Below are 18,101 nucleotides of genomic sequence, written 5' to 3'. Positions count from 1 at the left end.
TTTGACCTACCTTCCATTTTATTTTCCATTTTAACTGAGAAAACAATAGAAAGACAGGTCATTTACATTTGAAAATTATGGGGTTATGTTCAATTAAGTTTTCCCAATAAACCTTTCCTTGCCTCTAGCTCAATTTTTCTATCACAATCTTCACAGGAAAACTTCCCGTTCATATTTTCTTTATATAGTTTATATTTCCTTGTTCCTTCTACAACTTCAAATATTTGCTTACAAAAAATACAATGAACCTTATAGCTAATCATGATATTTCCTCCTTTAAGCCAATGTAGTTTTTTTTGGAATATAGCACAAAATATAATAAGACCGACAATAAAATACTTATAATACCGAAAATAATTGAAGTCATTTGAAGTGTAAATAACTCTGCAAACAGACCTAATAATAATGTAAAAGAAATTTGTAAAATATTTTGAAATATACTAGAAATACTACCGAATCTCCCCATCATTTCAGGTGGTACATTTTGCTGATAAAACGTTTCATAACCAGTATTACTAAATGCCATAAAAAAACCTAGAAAAACTAAACTTACAAATGCCAATATACTTGATGTCGAAGCATAAAAAGCTGTATAAAACAACATTGTCAAGAACAAACCAAAAGCCATATATGATCGGGTCGATGATTTTTTGGCGAAGCTTGCAGCAACCATTCCGCCTACAATTGCTCCGGCTCCTGCACTACTGACAAAGGCACCATATAAGCTATCGGATAAAGCCAAATCTTGTTTTATAAATGTTGTTTCCTGAGAATCAAGCGCAAATGCAATCATTAACGTACTTTGAAACAGAAAATAAATCGTAATAAATAATGAATTTCGTCGAATGAAGTTTAGTACCACTAGATAATCACTTTTTAATAGTTGCCAAGTAATGCGCTGCTGTGAAGTTTCCTTTACATCATCTACGTCAGGTAATAAGTAAATGATCATAGCACAAACAAAAAATGTAAGGCTGTTAAACCAAATCGTAATTGTTGTATTAAAAAGCATGATGAGGAGTCCCGCAAGTGCTGGACCTACTAAAAATGAGCCTGAATTGAACGTGCCAAGTATTGCGTTGAATCGTTGTCTATCTTCTGAAGGAACAAGCTTTGTAATATAATATGTACTGCTAGGCCCAAAGAAACTACTCGCTATATTCGCTAAAAATAACAGCGTATAGATGAGCCAAATAGATTCCATAAATGGCATACAAAAAACAATGAAACCTCGTATAATATCAGTTGCAATCATCAGCCTGCGTTTATTCATACGATCAATGAAAGAGCCAGCTACCAAACTTGTTAAAACTCTTGCTATTGGTCCGACAATAAAGATTCCTGCCATCGCAGCAGGCGATTGTGTTAAATGCCATATAAATAAATTTAGCGCTACAAGGTAGATCCAGTTCCCTAAATTGGAAAACCCTAAACCCCCAATTAATAAACTGTATTTTCGAAGGATTATCATTCAAGCTCCCTCCTTTCTCTTTCCAAAAACATTTTTGGTAATAAATAACTAATTACCATTACGTGGGGTTGAATTCCATTCCGGCTGGGAGATTTCCTAAGGGCATTCAGTCGAAACAGAAATCAACTTATATACATGACATAGCTTTTAACAATTGTCATGCCTAACTTCCAGCAACAAGCTGGATAACATTCCATTTATTAGCTATACCTCTATATTATCAAAATATTGCATCAATTAGTTATGCTTTTTTTACAAAAATAAACATTAAAATAACTAAAGCTGTATTTTTATTATGTAAAGTGGTAAGGATTAGTCATTTGCTAATATTCTCCACTCCTGAGTAGTTTACATTCAAACCCGAGCAATTTCGTCCTTTACCTGATCACTTTTTCTCTCTACCTGAGCAGTTTCGGCCCTCACCCGATCACTTTTCTCGCTACCTGAGCAGTTTCGGCCTTTACCCGATCACTTTTCTCGCTACCTGAGCAGTTTCGGCCTTTACCCGATCACTTTTCTCGCTACCCGAGCAGTTTCGGCCTTTACCCGATCACTTCTTCTCTCTACCTGAGCAGTTCGGCCTTTACCCGATCACTTCTTCTCTCTACCCGAGCAGTTTCGGCCTTTACCCGATCATTTTTCTCTCTACCCGAGCAGTTTCGGCCCTCACCCGATCACTTTTTCTCGCTACCTGAGCAGTTTCGGCCTTTACCCGATCACTTCTTCTCTCCACCCGATCACTTCTCCCCGCTACCCGAGCATTTCCCCCTTAATTCAATGCAATTCCTTTTCTCTGCAATAAAAAAACTGAAGACAACTTAATATGTCTTCAGTCAAAATGAACTCTCTTCATCTATTAGAATGCAATACGTTCTGCTTCGTAAGCAGCGATTTGTTCTTCGTATTTAAAGGTTAGGGCGATTTCATCCAAACCATTCAGCAATGTTTCTTTATAGTAAGGATCGATGCTAAAATTATAAACTGTACCATCTTCACCCGTTACCGTTTGTGCTTCAAGATTGACTTCCATCGTGTACGGTTTTTCTAAGCCTTTCGCTAAAATTTCGTCACACTCTGCTTCAGTTAGTTTGATTGGTAAAATTCCATTTTTGAAGCAGTTATTATGGAAAATATCTGCGAATGATGGTGCAATCACTACATTGAAACCGTAATCTAAGATGGCCCACGGTGCATGTTCACGAGATGAACCACAGCCGAAGTTATCTTGAGCTACTAAAATTTTAGAGTCTTTAAATTCAGATTTGTTTAACACAAAGTCCTTTATTTCATTACCATCTGCATCGAAGCGCCAATGGTAAAATAAAAATTGCCCAAAACCTGTACGCTCAATACGCTTTAAAAACTCTTTTGAAATAATTTGGTCTGTATCGACATTTTTACGATCGAGTGGTGTTATTACACTATTTACGATATTAATTGGTTCCATTTTCATTCATCCTTTCCGTGTAAATGGAAATTACACAGTTTCCTTTACGAATTCACGAACATCCACAAAGTGACCAGCAATTGCAGCTGCTGCTGCCATTGGTGGTGATACTAAATGTGTACGAGAACCAGCTCCTTGACGTCCTTCAAAGTTACGGTTTGATGTTGATGCACAGCGTTCACCAGCTGGTACTACATCATCATTCATTGCCAGACACATAGAGCAACCTGTCTCACGCCATTCAAATCCAGCAGCTGTAAAGATTTTATCTAATCCTTCTGCTTCTGCTTGTATTTTCGTCGAATATGAGCCAGGCACAACGATCGCTGTTACATTTTCATGCACCTTACGTCCTTTAATAACATCTGCCGCTGCACGTAAATCACTGATGCGTGAGTTTGTGCAGGAACCGATAAATACGTGTTGGATATCGATTGAAGTTAATGGTTGACCTTCCTCTAAGCCCATATAGGTAAGTGCTTTGTGAAGAGCAGCTTTATCTGACTCATCCTCATAATCTGCCTGTGTTGGAACGTTACTTGAAACACCTGAACCCATTGACGGATTTGTTCCCCAAGTGATAATTGGCTCAATTTCTTCTGCTTGAATGATTCGAACTGTATCATATGTTGCATCTTCATCGGATGCTAAGCTTAGCCAATAATCTGCTGCTTCCTCAAACTTTTCTCCTTGTGGAGCATGTTTGCGACCACGGATATAGTCAACAGTCGTTTGGTCAGGAGAAATTAGCCCTGCCTTTGCTCCCGCCTCGATTGACATGTTACAAATTGTCATCCGTTCTTCCATTGAAAGCTTATGGATAGCCTCTCCAGTGAATTCCATAATATGTCCTGTACCGACCGCGATACCGAATTTAGAGATAATCGCTAGAATAATATCTTTTGCAGCGACCCCTACAGGTAGCTCACCCTCTACACGAATTTCCATTGTTTTCGGCTTATTTTGCCACAGAGTTTGTGTTGACAATACATGTTCTACCTCAGATGTACCAATCCCGAAGGCAATCGCTCCGAACGCACCATGGGTAGACGTATGGGAGTCACCACAGACAATCGTTTTACCAGGCTGAGTTAAACCTAGCTCTGGTCCAATTACGTGAACAATCCCTTGATCAGGATGCCCCATTCCTGCAAGCTCAACGCCAAATTCTTCAGCATTTTTAGCTAACGTTTCAATTTGGTTGCGTGCAATTGGATCATGAATCGTTGGTAGATTTTTTGTAGGTACATTATGATCCATTGTTGCAAAGCTTAAATCTGGACGACGCACTTGACGTCCGTTCATTCGTAGACCTTCAAAGGCTTGCGGAGAAGTTACTTCATGAATTAAATGGAGATCAATATATAACAGGTCCGGTTTGCCCTCTTCCTGATAAACAACATGTTTATCCCAAATCTTTTCAATTATATTTTTGCCCATTATCTTCACCTATTTCTTAAATGTATGTTGTCATAATGCTTTCTGAAACAAAGCTTGTATCTATCTCGTTAATGACTTTATCTGTCCATTCATTCGTTGATAGTATACGACTGCCATCACGTGCAAGATCTGCCGTGAAATAGCCATCATCAAATACTGCACTTACTGCACGTTCAATTTCTGCAGCCTCTTCTCTTAAGCCAAATGAATATTGTAGCATCATGGCAACTGAAAGTATTGTTGCGGCTGGATTTGCAACACCTTGGCCTGCAATTTCTGGTGCTGAGCCATGTACTGGTTCATATAGACCGAAATTATCCCCGCGAATAGATGCAGATGGAAGTACACCTAAAGAGCCTGTAATAACAGATGCTTCATCACTTAAAATATCCCCAAACATATTTTCAGTAACGACTACATCATAATGACTAGGATTTGTAATTAATTTCATAGCAACTGAGTCTACTAAATTGTGCTCCACTTGGACATCTGGATACTCTTTTTTCTTCGCTTCTACAACTTCGCGCCATAGACGACTCGTTTCAAGTACATTGGCTTTATCAACAGAGCATAATTTGCCTCCACGTAAACGTGCTAATTCAAAGGCATTTTCAACGATACGTTCAACTTCAGCAGTTGAGTAAACAGTTGTATCAATCGCGCCATTCTCAGTACGCATACGTGGTTCCCCGAAGTATACGCCGCCTGTTAATTCACGTACAATCATTAAATCGACGTTTTCGGCTACTTCACGCTTTAATGGTGAAGCCTCTAGTAAACTCGGGAACGCCTTTACTGGACGTAGGTTTGCGAATAAGTCAAAGTGTTTACGAATACGTAGCAATCCTTTTTCTGGACGTAATTCAGGTGGATTATTATCCCATTTTGGACCACCAACGGCTCCTAGTAAAACTGCGTCACTATTTTCACACATCTCAATCGTCTCGTCTGGTAGTGGATTATTGTGTTGGTCGATGGCAGCGCCTCCGATTGTTGCATAACCTAAATGGAATGTATGGTTGAATCGCTTACCAATCACCTGTAATACACGTACAGCAGAAGCAACAACCTCTGGCCCTATTCCGTCACCAGGAAGTACTGTAATTTTTTTCTCCATCGTCAAAACACCTTTCTTTGTATAGCGTTGAACTACGCTATTTTAGTTAGACTCTCTCCTATTTAATAGGTGAGGTCATCAATATTACGACTACACCTAATTGGCCAAATTGCGTTTGGGATGTGAATGATGCTGACTCAATTCACTACCATTAAAATCTGCGCGACCTTCACAAAAAGCTTGATGATTGATTAACTGACAGGCTGTGTACGAAGGCTTGCTTGTATTAAATGACGGTTAATGGCATTTAAATAAGCTTTTGCCGATGCTTCTAAAACATCCTGTGATGAGTTTCGCCCGGTTGTTGAAATACCATCATATCGAATATTAATTACAGCTTCTCCTAATGCATCTCGTCCCTTGCCAACGGACTTAACTCGATAATCAATCACATGAATATCTCCTTGAACAAGTTGCTCAAGCGTATTAAAAATAGCTTCCACCGATCCTGAACCTGTTGCCACAACTGTCTTTTCCAAACCTTCTGGTGTTAAAACAATCGCTGTTGCTGTTGGTATATTTTCTGTACCATATTGCACCTGTACCATCTTTAGTTCGTAAAGTGGAACATCTTCTATTTGAACTTGTTGCTCAGTAAGAAGCGTTAGTAAGTCTTCTTCTGTAATTTCTTTTTTACGATCAGCAAGCTTTTTAAATTCTGTAAATGCTTTATTTAGTTTTTCATCCGAAAGGTTGAAGCCCATTGTGTCTGCTCGGTCACGGAATGCAGCACGACCTGAGTGTTTACCTAGAACGAGAGGTACCTCCCCTTCACCAATAAGGGCCGGTGAAATAATTTCATATGTTTCAGGATTTTTTAATACACCATCTTGGTGAATACCTGATTCATGTGCAAATGCGTTTTTACCAACAATAGCTTTGTTTGGCTGAATAACCACATTCGTGAGCTTACTGACTAATTGAGAAGTACGCTTAATTTCTTGTAAATGAATACCTGTTTCTACAGGGTAAATATCTTTACGGATATGAAGGGCAACTGCGATTTCTTCAAGTGCAACATTCCCAGCCCGCTCGCCGATACCGTTAATCGTACCCTCTACTTGTGAGGCACCATTTTCAATGGCAGCAATCGTGTTAGCGGTTGCCATACCTAAATCATCATGGCAATGTGCAGAGAATTTCACCTGTTCAGCACCTTTTACGTTTTCAAGCAGGAATTTAAATAATGCACCATATTCTTGTGGCGATGCATAACCTACTGTGTCAGGTACATTAATGGTTGTCGCACCTGCCGCAACAACTTCATTCATAATACGTACTAAAAATTCATGATCTGAGCGGAATGCATCTTCAGCAGACCATTGTACAAGTGGAAAGAATTTTTTTGCATATTTAACGGCTTCAACCGCTTGTTCTACCACTTGATCGGGTGATTTTTTTAGCTTGTATTCCATATGAATTGGAGAAGTTGCTAGGAAAATATGAATGTGTGGTTGTTCAGCCACTTTAATGGCTTCCCAAGTTGTGTCGATATCTTTTTGTACACAGCGAGCTAAACCTGTTACGATCGTGTTTTTCACTGTTCCAGCAATACGGTTTACCGCCTCAAAGTCACCGGGTGACGAAGCAGGAAAACCTGCTTCAATAATTGTCACTCCTAGGCGCTCCAGTTGCTTGGCGATTTCAATCTTCTCTGCGGTGTTTAGATTAATACCAGCAGATTGTTCGCCGTCGCGAAGGGTTGTATCGAAAATATCAATTTTTCGCACTTGCAGCCACTTCTCTCACAACTTTTTCTTTACCTTCGTTGATGAATGGCATCATAGCACGTAATTTAGCACCAACTTCTTCGATTTGGTGGTTTGCACCAGCTTCTTTGAATTTTGTATATTCTGGACGACCGTTTTCATTTTCTTGAATCCAACGGCGAGCGAATGTACCATCTTGGATATCTGTTAATACATCTTTCATACGGGCTTTAACTGATTCATCGATAATGCGTGGTCCTGCAACATAGTCACCCCACTCTGCTGTATCTGATACTGAGTAACGCATTGTTGCCATACCACCTTCAAACATTAGGTCAACAATTAATTTTAGTTCGTGAAGTGTTTCAAAGTATGCTAATTCTGGTTGGTAGCCTGCTTCTACTAAAGTTTCGAAACCTGCTCTTACTAATTGTGTAGCACCACCACAAAGTACAGCTTGCTCACCGAATAAATCAGTTTCAGTTTCTTCTTTGAATGTTGTTTCAAGTAAACCACCACGAGCTGCACCAATACCTTTACCGTATGCAAGAGCTAAATCTTTTGCTTGGCCAGTTGCATCTTGATGAATTGCGAATAATCCTGGAACACCAGCACCTTCTTGGAATTGACGACGAACTAAGTGTCCTGGTCCTTTCGGTGCAACTAGGAATACGTCCACATCTGCTGGCGGTGTAATTTGACCGAAGTGAATGTTGAAGCCGTGTGCAAACATAACTGCTTTACCCGCTTCAAGATGTGGAGCTATTTCAACCTCATATACAGCTTTTTGACGCTCATCTGGAAGTAAAATTTGGATAACATCTGCTTCTTGTGCTGCTTCAGCAACAGTTTTTACATCTAATCCATCCGCTTTTGCTGCATCGAAAGATCCGCCTGGACGAACTCCTACTACTACATCGAACCCTGATTCTTTAAGATTTAATGCATGTGCGTGACCTTGTGAACCATAACCGATGATTGCGATTTTTTTCCCTTTTAATACTTCCTCGTTGATGTTTTGTTCATAGTACATTGTAGCCATAGTTTGTTTCCTCCTAATTTTGGGTTTGTTTTTTCAGCTTCGGATGCCATTAAGCCTAAAGGCTATGGATCCAAAGCTATGAATTTTTATATGCAAACTATTTTAAAATAGAGAGCTGCGTATTTGAGATTTTTTGTGTTTCACGAACAGATGCAGTAGCACCTGTGCGCGTTAATTCTTTAATACCATAAGGTCGAATTAGTTCAATAAAGGCATCAATCTTATCTGGATCTCCTACTACTTGATAGGTGACAACGTTTTTCGCTGTATCAATAATTTGTGGACGAAATGGTTCAACAATTGAATTCATTTCCAGTCGTAAATTTGGTGGTGAAATTACCTTTACAAGCGCTAACTCGCGTAGCACGATTGATTTATCTGTAATGTCATTGACCTTTAACACATCAATTTGCTTTGATAATTGCTTCACTAGCTGTTCAATTTTACGCTCATCCTCAACGTTTACAACAAAAGTCATTTTCGAAAAGTTTGGCTGTTCTGTATGACCAACTGTGATTGATTCAATATTAAATTGACGCTTCATCAGTAAGCCTGTTACACGATTTAACACACCGCTTTGGTTAATCACTGTTACTGTAATTACTCGTTTCAATTCTTTTTCACCCCAATCATTTCATGTAGGCCTTTACCTGGTGCTACCATTGGATAAACACATTGGCTCTGTTTTACACGACAATCAATTAACACTGGCTCATCAGAAAGTAGTGCCTCACGGAAAATACTCTCCGCTTCATCGATTGTGTTAATTCGGTAGCCCTTAAGACCATATGCATCCGCTAATTTAACAAAATCTGGTTGGATCGGCATTAATGAAGATGAATAACGCTCCTCATAGAATGTTTCTTGCCATTGGCGCACCATTCCTAGACAGCTATTATTTAAAATCACTATTTTTACCGGTAAGTTGAATTCTTGTAGTATAGAAAGCTCTTGCGCAGTCATTTGGAATCCTGCATCACCTACAATGGAAACAACTTTTTTGTCTGGCTTCGCAAACTGGGCGCCAATTGCAGCTGGGAAGCCGAAGCCCATCGTACCAAGTCCACCAGACGTTACCCATCCGTGATCATTGTTTAAGCGATAATATTGTGCAGCCCACATTTGATGCTGACCAACATCTGTAGTGACAATTGCGTCACCTTCAGTAATTTTATGCACAAGCTCTAATGCTTCCTGCGGTAAAATTTCTTTGTCCCCTGGCTCCTTGCTGTACCATAATGGATATTCCCTTGCATGATTATTTAAGAATGCTAGCCATTCTGTTGTATCTGGACCATCAAAGTCTTTTTTCAATAATGCTTTTAATGCTTCTTTGGCATCTGCAACGATCGGAATATCTGTCGGAACGTTTTTTCCAATTTCTGCTGGATCAATATCGATGTGTACGATTGTTGCATTTGGAGCAAATGTTGCTAAGTTACCCGTTAAACGGTCATCAAAGCGAGCTCCGATATTCAACAATAAATCTGATTTTGTAATAGCTGTGTTCGCTGTTGCAGTTCCATGCATTCCTGCCATACCGATGAATAATTCATGCTCACCATGGATTGAACCAAGTCCTAGTAGAGTGTTTGCTACGGGAATTTGGTATTTTTCAGCGAATGCTGTTAACTCTTCTTTGCCATCTGCAAAGAGGACACCAGCTCCAGCTAAAATGACTGGATTTTTGGCCAATGAAATCGCCTGAATTGCCTTTTGAATTTGTAAATAATTTGGTTTGTAAGTTGGCTGATAACCTGGTAAATATATTTCGTCAGGAGCCTGTGGTGGGTTCTCCACATCAAATAACATTTGAGAAACGTTCTTCGGGAAATCCACTACAACAGGGCCTTTTCGACCAGTGCTTGCAATATGAAAAGCCTCTTTAACAATACGTGGGATATCATTAACGTCCTGCACCTGATAATTGTGCTTCGTAATTGGTGTCGTAATTCCCATAATGTCCGCTTCTTGGAAAGCATCAGTACCAATCACTGATGTTGAAACTTGACCTGTGAATATAACTAATGGGATGGAATCAATCATCGCATCTGCAATACCAGTTACTAAATTTGTTGCCCCTGGGCCGCTTGTTGCAATAACAACACCAGTTTTATTGGAAACACGTGCATAACCTTCCGCTGCATGGATTGCACCTTGTTCATGTCTAGTTAAAATATGACGAATCGGATTTTTATACATTGCATCATAGATTGGCAGTACTGCTCCACCTGGGTAACCAAAAACAATTTCAACACCTTGTTCATGCAGTGCTTGAACTAATACGTCAGCACCATCTTTCGCTTGATAGGTTTGCTCAGCTTTTGCTGCTGTTGCTAATTCTTCTTTTTCATTGATAGAAACATTCGTACTCATCAAATATGCCTCCTTCTTATCATTCAATTTCACATCAGTAATGCGCATCATTGAAGTGTTACAAGCTGGTTATCTCCTTGAAAAGAGATGACAGACTCTTTCTTATGCCGTAAAAAAATAAAAAGCCCTTTTCTCCACACGCAAAGAATTACCTTACGTAGGGATGAAAAAGACTTTCCATGGTACCACCCTTTTTTATAGCAAATAATTGCTACCTCGTGAATAAATATTAACATTTATGCACCAATGCGAAATCATTCGCATCCAATACGGTGTCATAAATTATTTATTCATTAATAACGAGCACTTTCGATTATGCCCGGAGCTATCTAATGGCGAACACGCGTTTAATAGCCCACTCAGAGGGGATGTCGGATCTAGTTGTATCGCCGGCTTCCAGCACGACCGGCTCTCTGGTAAATACAAGGCTCTAGAACCTTTAACCTCATCAACGCTTTATCTTTTTCAATTGTGCCTTGGCATAATTGCGTCTGGAATCGGCTTTGTGCTTGCACAAAGAACTCCTTTCCGATTCCATGACATCCGCCGGAGGCTTTAACTTCTGAAAGAAGTTAAATTTTCATAACGCCACCTGTAGAGGCGCTTGTTACTAATTTTGAATATCTTGCTAGCCATCCGCGCTTAATTTTCGGTTCAAATACCGGTAGTTTTGCGCGACGTTCAGCTAATACTTCATCTGAAACTTCTAAATTGATTGTACGATTTGGTAGATCAATAGTGATAATATCACCGTTCTCTACTAAAGCGATTGGACCGCCTTCTGCAGCCTCTGGTGAAATATGTCCGATTGAAATACCACGAGATGCACCTGAGAAACGTCCATCTGTGATTAACGCAACTTTTGTGCCAAGACCGCGACCTTGAATCGCAGACGTTGGTGCAAGCATTTCGGGCATCCCCGGGCCACCTTTTGGTCCTTCGTAACGAATGACGACTACATGGCCCTCTTGGACAGTACCGTTATCGATATTTTCCTGTGCCGCTTCTTGTGAATCAAAGACGATTGCTTCGCCTCTGAATACTTTGATAGAAGGGTCTACAGCTCCTACTTTAATGACTGAACCATCTGGCGCGATATTACCAAATAACACCGATAAACCACCAACTGGGCTATACGGATTGTCTTTCGTACGAATAACTTCATCATTTGTAATATGATAATCCTTTACAAGTTCACCCATTGTCACTCCAGCAACTGTTAGTCGATCTGGGTGAATGGCACCTGGAATAGATGTTAATTCGTTAATAATGGCACTAACGCCACCCGCTTTATTAATATCATCCATTGAAATATCTGAAGCAGGCATAATTTTCGCTAGATATGGAACACGTTCTGCAACTTTATTAATATCTTCAATGTTATAATCGATTTCAGCTTCATTGGCGATTGCTAATGTATGGAGGACTGTATTTGTCGAACCACCCATCGCCATATCAAGTGCAAATGCATCATCAATTGCTTCTTTAGTAATAATGTCACGAGGCTTGATATCCTCTTTAATCATACGGACTAATTGTTTGGCAGCCTCTTTAATAAGCTTATGGCGCTCTTCAGAAGTAGCTACGATTGTTCCATTACCCGGTAAAGCTACTCCTAGCATTTCCATTAAGCAGTTCATAGAGTTTGCTGTAAACATACCTGAACATGAACCGCATGTTGGGCATGCGTTGTTTTCAATATCTAACAGCTCTTCAGCTGACATATTGCCTGATTTATGAGCCCCTACACCTTCAAAAACTGAAGTTAATGAAAGCTGCTTGCCAGTAGCAGAAGTACCAGCTTCCATTGGACCACCAGATACGAAAATTGATGGTACATTTGTACGAACTGCTGCCATTAACATTCCTGGTGTAATCTTGTCACAGTTAGGAATATAAAATACTCCATCAAACCAGTGTGCATTAATAACCGTTTCAGCTGAGTCTGCGATAATTTCACGGCTTGGTAAAGAATAACGCATTCCAATGTGCCCCATTGCAATACCATCATCTACACCGATTGTATTAAATTCAAATGGTATACCACCTGCTTCAATAATGGCCTCTTTGACAACATCCGCAAATGTACGTAAATGAACGTGACCTGGTATAATGTCGATATAAGAATTACAAACCCCAATAAATGGCTTGCCTAAATCTTTCGCTTTTACTTTGCCTGTTGCATATAAAAGACTTCGATGTGGCGCACGATCTACGCCTACTTTAATCATGTCACTTCTCATTTTAAACACCCCTCATTTATTGCTATGTTCGTTGCTATATACAAAATGTTCTGTCTATTCCGTTTTTACGTATATGTCAATCGCCTAGAAGACGACTAACTCCTGTAACGAACGTGTTAAATTGTTGTAATCATAGTACGAAAAAAAGGTCTCGTCAACAGTATTTTTCGAATTGTTCAAACAATTTAAAAAATCAGTAAAATTTGAAATCGTTTTCATGCTGATTAAGCATCACTTTTATCTCGCTTTGATAAATATTTTGACATTTCGTTCAAATTTTAATTTTTTCAATAATCTTTCAAAGATGTTTCCGAATCCTTCAAAAGTGAATGATTAGTTATTTAATGATATAGCGCTTACATTGTAAATAATTTTCTTAAGTACCCTGTTAAAAACACATTATAGGGATCATATTGACTTCGAATTGCTAAAAATTTTTCGATATTAGGGTATAGCTCATATACATATTTAGCATTCAAATGACTTAGTTTGCCCCAATGTGGTCGTCCTTTATATTTCTTCATCATCGTATGGACCCATTCAAAATACGGTCCTTCCTGCATTCCTTTATACATGTGAAAAGCAATAAACGCCGATTCTTGTCCTTGGGTAGGACTTAAAAAACCTGCTTCTCCCGCTGTTGTTCGACATTCTATCGGGAAATGCACATTAAAAATTCCACTATTAAAAGTTGCGTGAACCTCTTCCATACATGCATCAAATTGCGTTAATGGAATAGCGTATTCACTTTCTTGGAACTTGACGCTACGTGGAGACGGAAAAATTTCATAGCTTATCCCCGTTTTCTCCCCTTCCATAACATTGGCTGCTGCTAATATACTCATAGCTCCACTAAACGAAGGCTTCCATTTACAGAGCTCGGACATAGCAAAAAAAGCACCGTTCTCTACTATTTGAAGCTTCAATGTTTCGATTCTCTTATTCCAATTACTCTGATAAACAGGCGCTATAGCATTCATACGTTTCACTTGAATTGTTTCGCTGCCCGGGAAATAAAACCACTCAACATGTCGATTTTGTCGAATATCTTCAGCAAATATCGCCAGCCCATTTTCTAACGTATCTTTTGTGCTAACATAATGTAAGCTATATAGTGGTATCACCTTAATCGTTACTTTCACAAGCACACCCAACATCCCTAGTGAAAGATGTGAAGCTTCAGATAAATCGTCCATTCCTCTCATATGCTCCCTATAAATACCTGTACCATCAACAAACCCCCATCTTGTTACAGCTGAGGATAATGAACCGAGTGTTACACCAGTTCCATGGGTACCCGTTGACACTGCTCCTGCAATCGTTTGCTCTTGAATATCCCCCATGTTTATAAGGGCAAATCCATGCTTCGCAAGTAATGGTCCAATTTCATACAAATACGTTCCACCCCAAAGTGTCGCTTCTTGCTTCTCTTCGTTCACAGCTATGAGCCCACGCATATTATGTAACGAAAGTGCTATATGCTCAGGCATCGCAACAGCGCTAAAGGAGTGAGCTGCACCTGTGACACGAATCGTTTTTTCTGATTCACGTGCATGCTTCACAATCTTTGTAACCTCTTCAATAGATCGAGGTAAATACATCTCAGACGGATAAGAGATGACATTACCAGCCCAGTTTGTCCATTTCTCACCATTTTTCCACTTATCTATAGAAAACATTGTTCATCCCCCCTATAGGTTGTATAAGCTCCTACATACTTGTCTCCTTTAATTCCATGTAGTTTTTGAAATCTTTCACACAGTTCACCAGCTTTCGCATGTCGAAAATATAGCGTGTCTCCTATGTTAACTTTTTTACGCTTTACCTTAACGGGTGTCTGAACTTCTCCTGCTCCTTCTAGATTAAGATATGAAAAAAAAGTGGGTTCATAGAATACGGGTAATCGATCAGCACTGATTGCTCCAGATGCTGTATAACCTCCACCATGACAAACAACAATATTTTTTTCAGGCTTTCTTGTTACACTTAAAGCAAATCCAGCTGCCTTTTCCAGCCGTAGATGCGTAAATTGGTCAAATAAAGCTGGTGCATAAAATGCAGAGCCAACTGTAATTTCCGTTATCTCTTTCTGTTGTGCCGTGTACGCCATACTTCCTGAACCTCCACCATTTACAAAGTGTAAGCTTGGAAAATACGCTTTTATATGTGCAATGGCTAATCTACGAAACTGGGTAACTTGCTTTTTAGCTTGCAATTGCATTACTTCAATCAGTTTTCCTTTCACAGCATTAACTGGACGATTACCGACTCCTGCAATTTGAGCCTCATAGCCCATTGCTCCAACTACCTCAATAAATACTTGATTTTTAATAAATTCGAGGAATGGCGTTAGTGACTCAAGTGAATGAAGCGAAGAGCGTTTTGTACCAAAATAAAGCAGCTTAAAATCATTGGATACATTAATATCAATACATACCTGCACACGAACACCTAGCTCTTGCCCGAGCTCCGCCAAAAATTTGACATGCTCTTGCTTATCCACCATAAAAGTGATAGTTTTCCCAGCTTTCACAAAGTGCAATAACTGACGAACAGTAGCTTCTTCCATCACCGGATATCCTAGCAATAAATCGTTAAAATGCTGTTGCAGTAAAAATAACGTTTCTGCCGCTGTAAACGTCATAAATCCCGTCACATTGGGTAGATTTTTTTGTAAATATCGTAATATCTCCACAGAACGAACTGATTTCGTCGCAATACGTATATTTTTCTCCCCACAAGCGTTGTGTACAGTTGAAATATTATGATCCAGTGCATCAAGGTCCACCCAAGCAAATGGACGTTCTAGTTCATGGAACGCTCGATCAAATCTAGTGGTCATCCTATCACTCCTTTGTTTGTACTTTGTCTTTGATATTTCAGAGAATTTCCTTTTAGAAGTTTTTTCTATGCAAATTCTATTAGGACAATAAAAAACAACCGTGGACATATAAACAAATTTGCCTTCACGGTTGTTTTAATTATGGACAAGCATTAAACTCACCTTTCTATTTTATTAAAAGATTACGAGGAGAATATAAAATCTGCTGCTAAATTTAACAATACTAGCAGATGTAAGCCTGCAATAAGCAATCCTTGGCGATTTAAACGTTTCATAGCTGTCATATTCATAAAGACCACTCTCCTTTTTTCACATTATACTCTCAGAAAACACAATTTTCAAACTATTCGTAATATTAAATTAGAATCATTTTTCTGACAAACAGGCCCAAATATGGCATGATAAAAAGTGAAATTATGCCTATAAGGAGAGTGTAAACATTGAAAAAGGCTTTATTGGTAATTGATTATACGTATGATTTTGTAGCTACTGACGGAAAACTAACATGTGGAGAGCCCGGTCAAGTACTAGATAATAAAATCTCATCTTTAATTCAAAAATTTATTACTGAAAACGAATTTGTCGTTTTTGCAAATGATTTACATGAGGAAGATGATCCATTCCATCCTGAAACAAAGCTATTCCCCCCTCATAATATTCGCGGTACAAAAGGACGTCATTTATTTGGGCAAGTTGGCGAAATTTATAACCTTCACAAGGATAAAGTTTTGTGGCTCGATAAAACTCGCTATAGCGCATTTGCCGGAACCAATTTATCGATTTTATTGAATGAACGAGGTATCAAAGAAATTCATTTAGTTGGCGTTTGTACTGATATTTGTATTTTACATACAGCAGTTGATGCTTATAATTTGGGCATTTCAACCGTTGTTTATGCAGATGGAGTTGCAAGTTTTGATGCTGCAGGTCATGAATGGGCATTACGTCATTTTGAACATACATTAGGCGCAACTGTTATTAAGTAATCCATTTCGCGTTGGCGTAATGTAGTTTCTTCGCTACTGAAAACACTTACAGATGTTTTTTTCACAAAAGTGAGGTATCAGCATAAGCTAAATATAGATAAAACCTTTTTGTGAATTTGTAATAATTACTAAAGAAGCGAGGCGCGTTTAATATACTCCATTCAGGGCATAACTAAGCAATCGCCATTATATCTTAGTTTAAGGAGATGAAAAAAATGATTAGCTTCATTTGGTATTTAATCATCGGCGGAGTATTAGGTTGGTTAGCTGGCGTAATTTTAGGTAAAGATGTACCTGGCGGCATAATTGGAAATATTGTTGCTGGGGTTGTCGGTTCGTGGATCGGTAGTATGGTTCTTGGCAACTGGGGTTGGCGAGTTAGTAATTTTTACGTATTCCCAGCATTAATTGGTGCTGTCGTGCTGATCTTCATCGTAAGCCTTATTTTAAAAGGTATGCGAAAAGCAACCTAAATATGTAATAAAGAGCCATCATTTTGATGGCTCTTTATATGTTGTTGAAAAAAATGTGTCCATCAGAATAAAATGGCTCTTGGCAAAACGAGTGTTTTTGTTAGAAAAGTGTTTTAAGCGGCATTTACTTTTCTTTATAAACGACTGCTTCCTTTAGCTCATCATGATAGTCATTATACAAATTAAAATAATGTAATACCTTTTTAACATATTCATCACTATGATTGTACTTAAAAACAGCTTGCTTTATATGACCATCTGCTGCGCCATTTTTCGATAAATAATTCGCGGCACTAAATATAGCGTCCTCGATATCATAAGGATCTGCTATGCCGTCTCCATTAGCATCTACGCCATATCCACCATATTTTTTAATGCTTTCTGGATCCATTAATTCAGCTTTAGATATATCCCCTTTTCCTAACCCTGAACAGGAAGGATGTTTCCAACCGACAAAAGTACAAGGCATAAACTGCATTGGGCCTTCTGCGCCAGCTGGTGAAACGAGCGATTTCATTGAGGAAAATCGTGTTTCAATTCGATGATGGGCTGCAAGCAAAGTCCAAGGCACGCCGTATTTCTCTTCTGCTGCTACATAAATCGAAATATATTGCTCAGGAATTTTCATATCGAAATTTTGTTGAATTTCTTCTAGTGCTTTTTCCCGTGCTAATTTTTCAAATATAGGTAACGTTTGTAGCTCCTTCCATGCAAAAAAAGCGAAAACACAAACAGTTATCGCTATTGGTATTAATAAAGCTATCATGCCTAATTGAGCGGAAGGCGATAGCATCGGCTTTTTCTTCTTTTTTTTCGTCATATGTCACACCTAATCTTTTATTCTATTTCTATATTACCAAAATTTTCGATTATATAGCAGATTTTTCAGTATATAATTACCACTACTATAATAGTTGAAAAGAGAGGGAAAAATATAGTAGAATATAATTCGATT

At 38.8% G+C, this 18,101-nt stretch carries 15 protein-coding genes; 2 read left to right on the top strand and 13 right to left on the bottom strand.

Annotated elements, in window-relative coordinates:
* Positions 1-89: 89 nt before the first annotated feature.
* From ACFVT8_RS04440 to ACFVT8_RS04385, 12 genes are all read right to left on the bottom strand, one after another.
* On the bottom strand, positions 90-263 hold the full coding sequence (locus tag ACFVT8_RS04440) for a DUF2197 domain-containing protein (protein ID WP_387081770.1): 174 nt from the start codon (positions 261-263) through the stop codon (positions 90-92).
* Positions 260-1,471 carry an MFS transporter gene (locus ACFVT8_RS04435; protein ID WP_387081771.1) on the bottom strand — a complete coding sequence of 404 codons (1,212 nt, stop codon included), beginning with the start codon at positions 1,469-1,471 and terminating at the stop codon, positions 260-262. Before ACFVT8_RS04435 ends, ACFVT8_RS04440 begins: the two co-directional genes overlap by 4 nt.
* Positions 1,472-2,327: 856 nt before the next feature.
* Positions 2,328-2,918 carry a 3-isopropylmalate dehydratase small subunit gene (gene leuD, locus ACFVT8_RS04430; RefSeq protein ID WP_387081772.1) on the bottom strand — a complete coding sequence of 197 codons (591 nt, stop codon included), beginning with the start codon at positions 2,916-2,918 and terminating at the stop codon, positions 2,328-2,330.
* A gap of 30 nt (positions 2,919-2,948) precedes the next feature.
* On the bottom strand, positions 2,949-4,358 hold the full coding sequence (gene leuC / locus ACFVT8_RS04425; protein ID WP_387081773.1) for a 3-isopropylmalate dehydratase large subunit: 1,410 nt from the start codon (positions 4,356-4,358) through the stop codon (positions 2,949-2,951).
* A 16-nt stretch (positions 4,359-4,374) separates the two neighbouring features.
* Positions 4,375-5,475, bottom strand: coding sequence for a 3-isopropylmalate dehydrogenase (leuB, locus tag ACFVT8_RS04420; RefSeq protein ID WP_387081774.1), 1,101 nt, complete (start codon positions 5,473-5,475; stop codon positions 4,375-4,377).
* Positions 5,476-5,666: 191 nt separating this feature from the next.
* Positions 5,667-7,205, bottom strand: a complete 1,539-nt coding sequence (locus ACFVT8_RS04415) for a 2-isopropylmalate synthase (RefSeq protein ID WP_387081775.1) — start codon at positions 7,203-7,205, stop codon at positions 5,667-5,669.
* A complete protein-coding gene (gene ilvC / locus ACFVT8_RS04410; protein WP_387081776.1) occupies positions 7,192-8,226 on the bottom strand; it encodes a ketol-acid reductoisomerase in 1,035 nt (344 codons plus the stop codon). The genes ACFVT8_RS04415 and ilvC overlap by 14 nt, the downstream gene beginning before the upstream one ends.
* Before the next feature lie 97 nt (positions 8,227-8,323).
* Positions 8,324-8,839: an acetolactate synthase small subunit gene (gene ilvN, locus ACFVT8_RS04405; RefSeq protein ID WP_049664470.1), complete on the bottom strand. Its 516-nt coding sequence runs from the start codon at positions 8,837-8,839 to the stop codon at positions 8,324-8,326.
* Complete coding sequence (gene ilvB, locus ACFVT8_RS04400; protein ID WP_387081777.1) at positions 8,836-10,602, bottom strand: biosynthetic-type acetolactate synthase large subunit; 1,767 nt, start codon at positions 10,600-10,602, stop codon at positions 8,836-8,838. The genes ilvN and ilvB overlap by 4 nt, the downstream gene beginning before the upstream one ends.
* 572 nt (positions 10,603-11,174) lie before the next feature.
* On the bottom strand, positions 11,175-12,845 hold the full coding sequence (gene ilvD, locus ACFVT8_RS04395) for a dihydroxy-acid dehydratase (RefSeq protein WP_387081778.1): 1,671 nt from the start codon (positions 12,843-12,845) through the stop codon (positions 11,175-11,177).
* Between the two features lie 356 nt (positions 12,846-13,201).
* Positions 13,202-14,524, bottom strand: coding sequence for a D-arabinono-1,4-lactone oxidase (locus ACFVT8_RS04390; protein WP_387081779.1), 1,323 nt, complete (start codon positions 14,522-14,524; stop codon positions 13,202-13,204).
* Positions 14,512-15,687, bottom strand: a complete 1,176-nt coding sequence (locus ACFVT8_RS04385; RefSeq protein ID WP_387081780.1) for an amino acid deaminase/aldolase — start codon at positions 15,685-15,687, stop codon at positions 14,512-14,514. Before ACFVT8_RS04385 ends, ACFVT8_RS04390 begins: the two co-directional genes overlap by 13 nt.
* 440 nt (positions 15,688-16,127) lie before the next feature.
* Between ACFVT8_RS04385 and ACFVT8_RS04380 the strand changes: the two genes are divergently transcribed.
* Positions 16,128-16,673, top strand: coding sequence for a cysteine hydrolase family protein (locus ACFVT8_RS04380; RefSeq protein ID WP_387081781.1), 546 nt, complete (start codon positions 16,128-16,130; stop codon positions 16,671-16,673).
* Between the two features lie 215 nt (positions 16,674-16,888).
* Entirely contained in the window at positions 16,889-17,146 is a 258-nt protein-coding gene (locus tag ACFVT8_RS04375; RefSeq protein ID WP_079562065.1) for a GlsB/YeaQ/YmgE family stress response membrane protein, read from the top strand.
* Positions 17,147-17,270: 124 nt separating this feature from the next.
* Here ACFVT8_RS04375 and ACFVT8_RS04370 read toward each other — a convergent pair whose 3' ends face one another.
* Positions 17,271-17,966, bottom strand: a complete 696-nt coding sequence (locus ACFVT8_RS04370) for a lytic transglycosylase domain-containing protein (RefSeq protein WP_387081782.1) — start codon at positions 17,964-17,966, stop codon at positions 17,271-17,273.
* Positions 17,967-18,101 lie beyond the last annotated feature (135 nt).

Origin of the sequence: Lysinibacillus sp. NPDC058147 (genome assembly GCF_042884205.1) — a bacterium.
In the GTDB taxonomy this organism is placed as follows: domain Bacteria; phylum Bacillota; class Bacilli; order Bacillales_A; family Planococcaceae; genus Lysinibacillus.
Note: the sequence above shows the minus strand (reverse complement) of the source record. Positions and strands in the feature narration are given on the sequence as shown.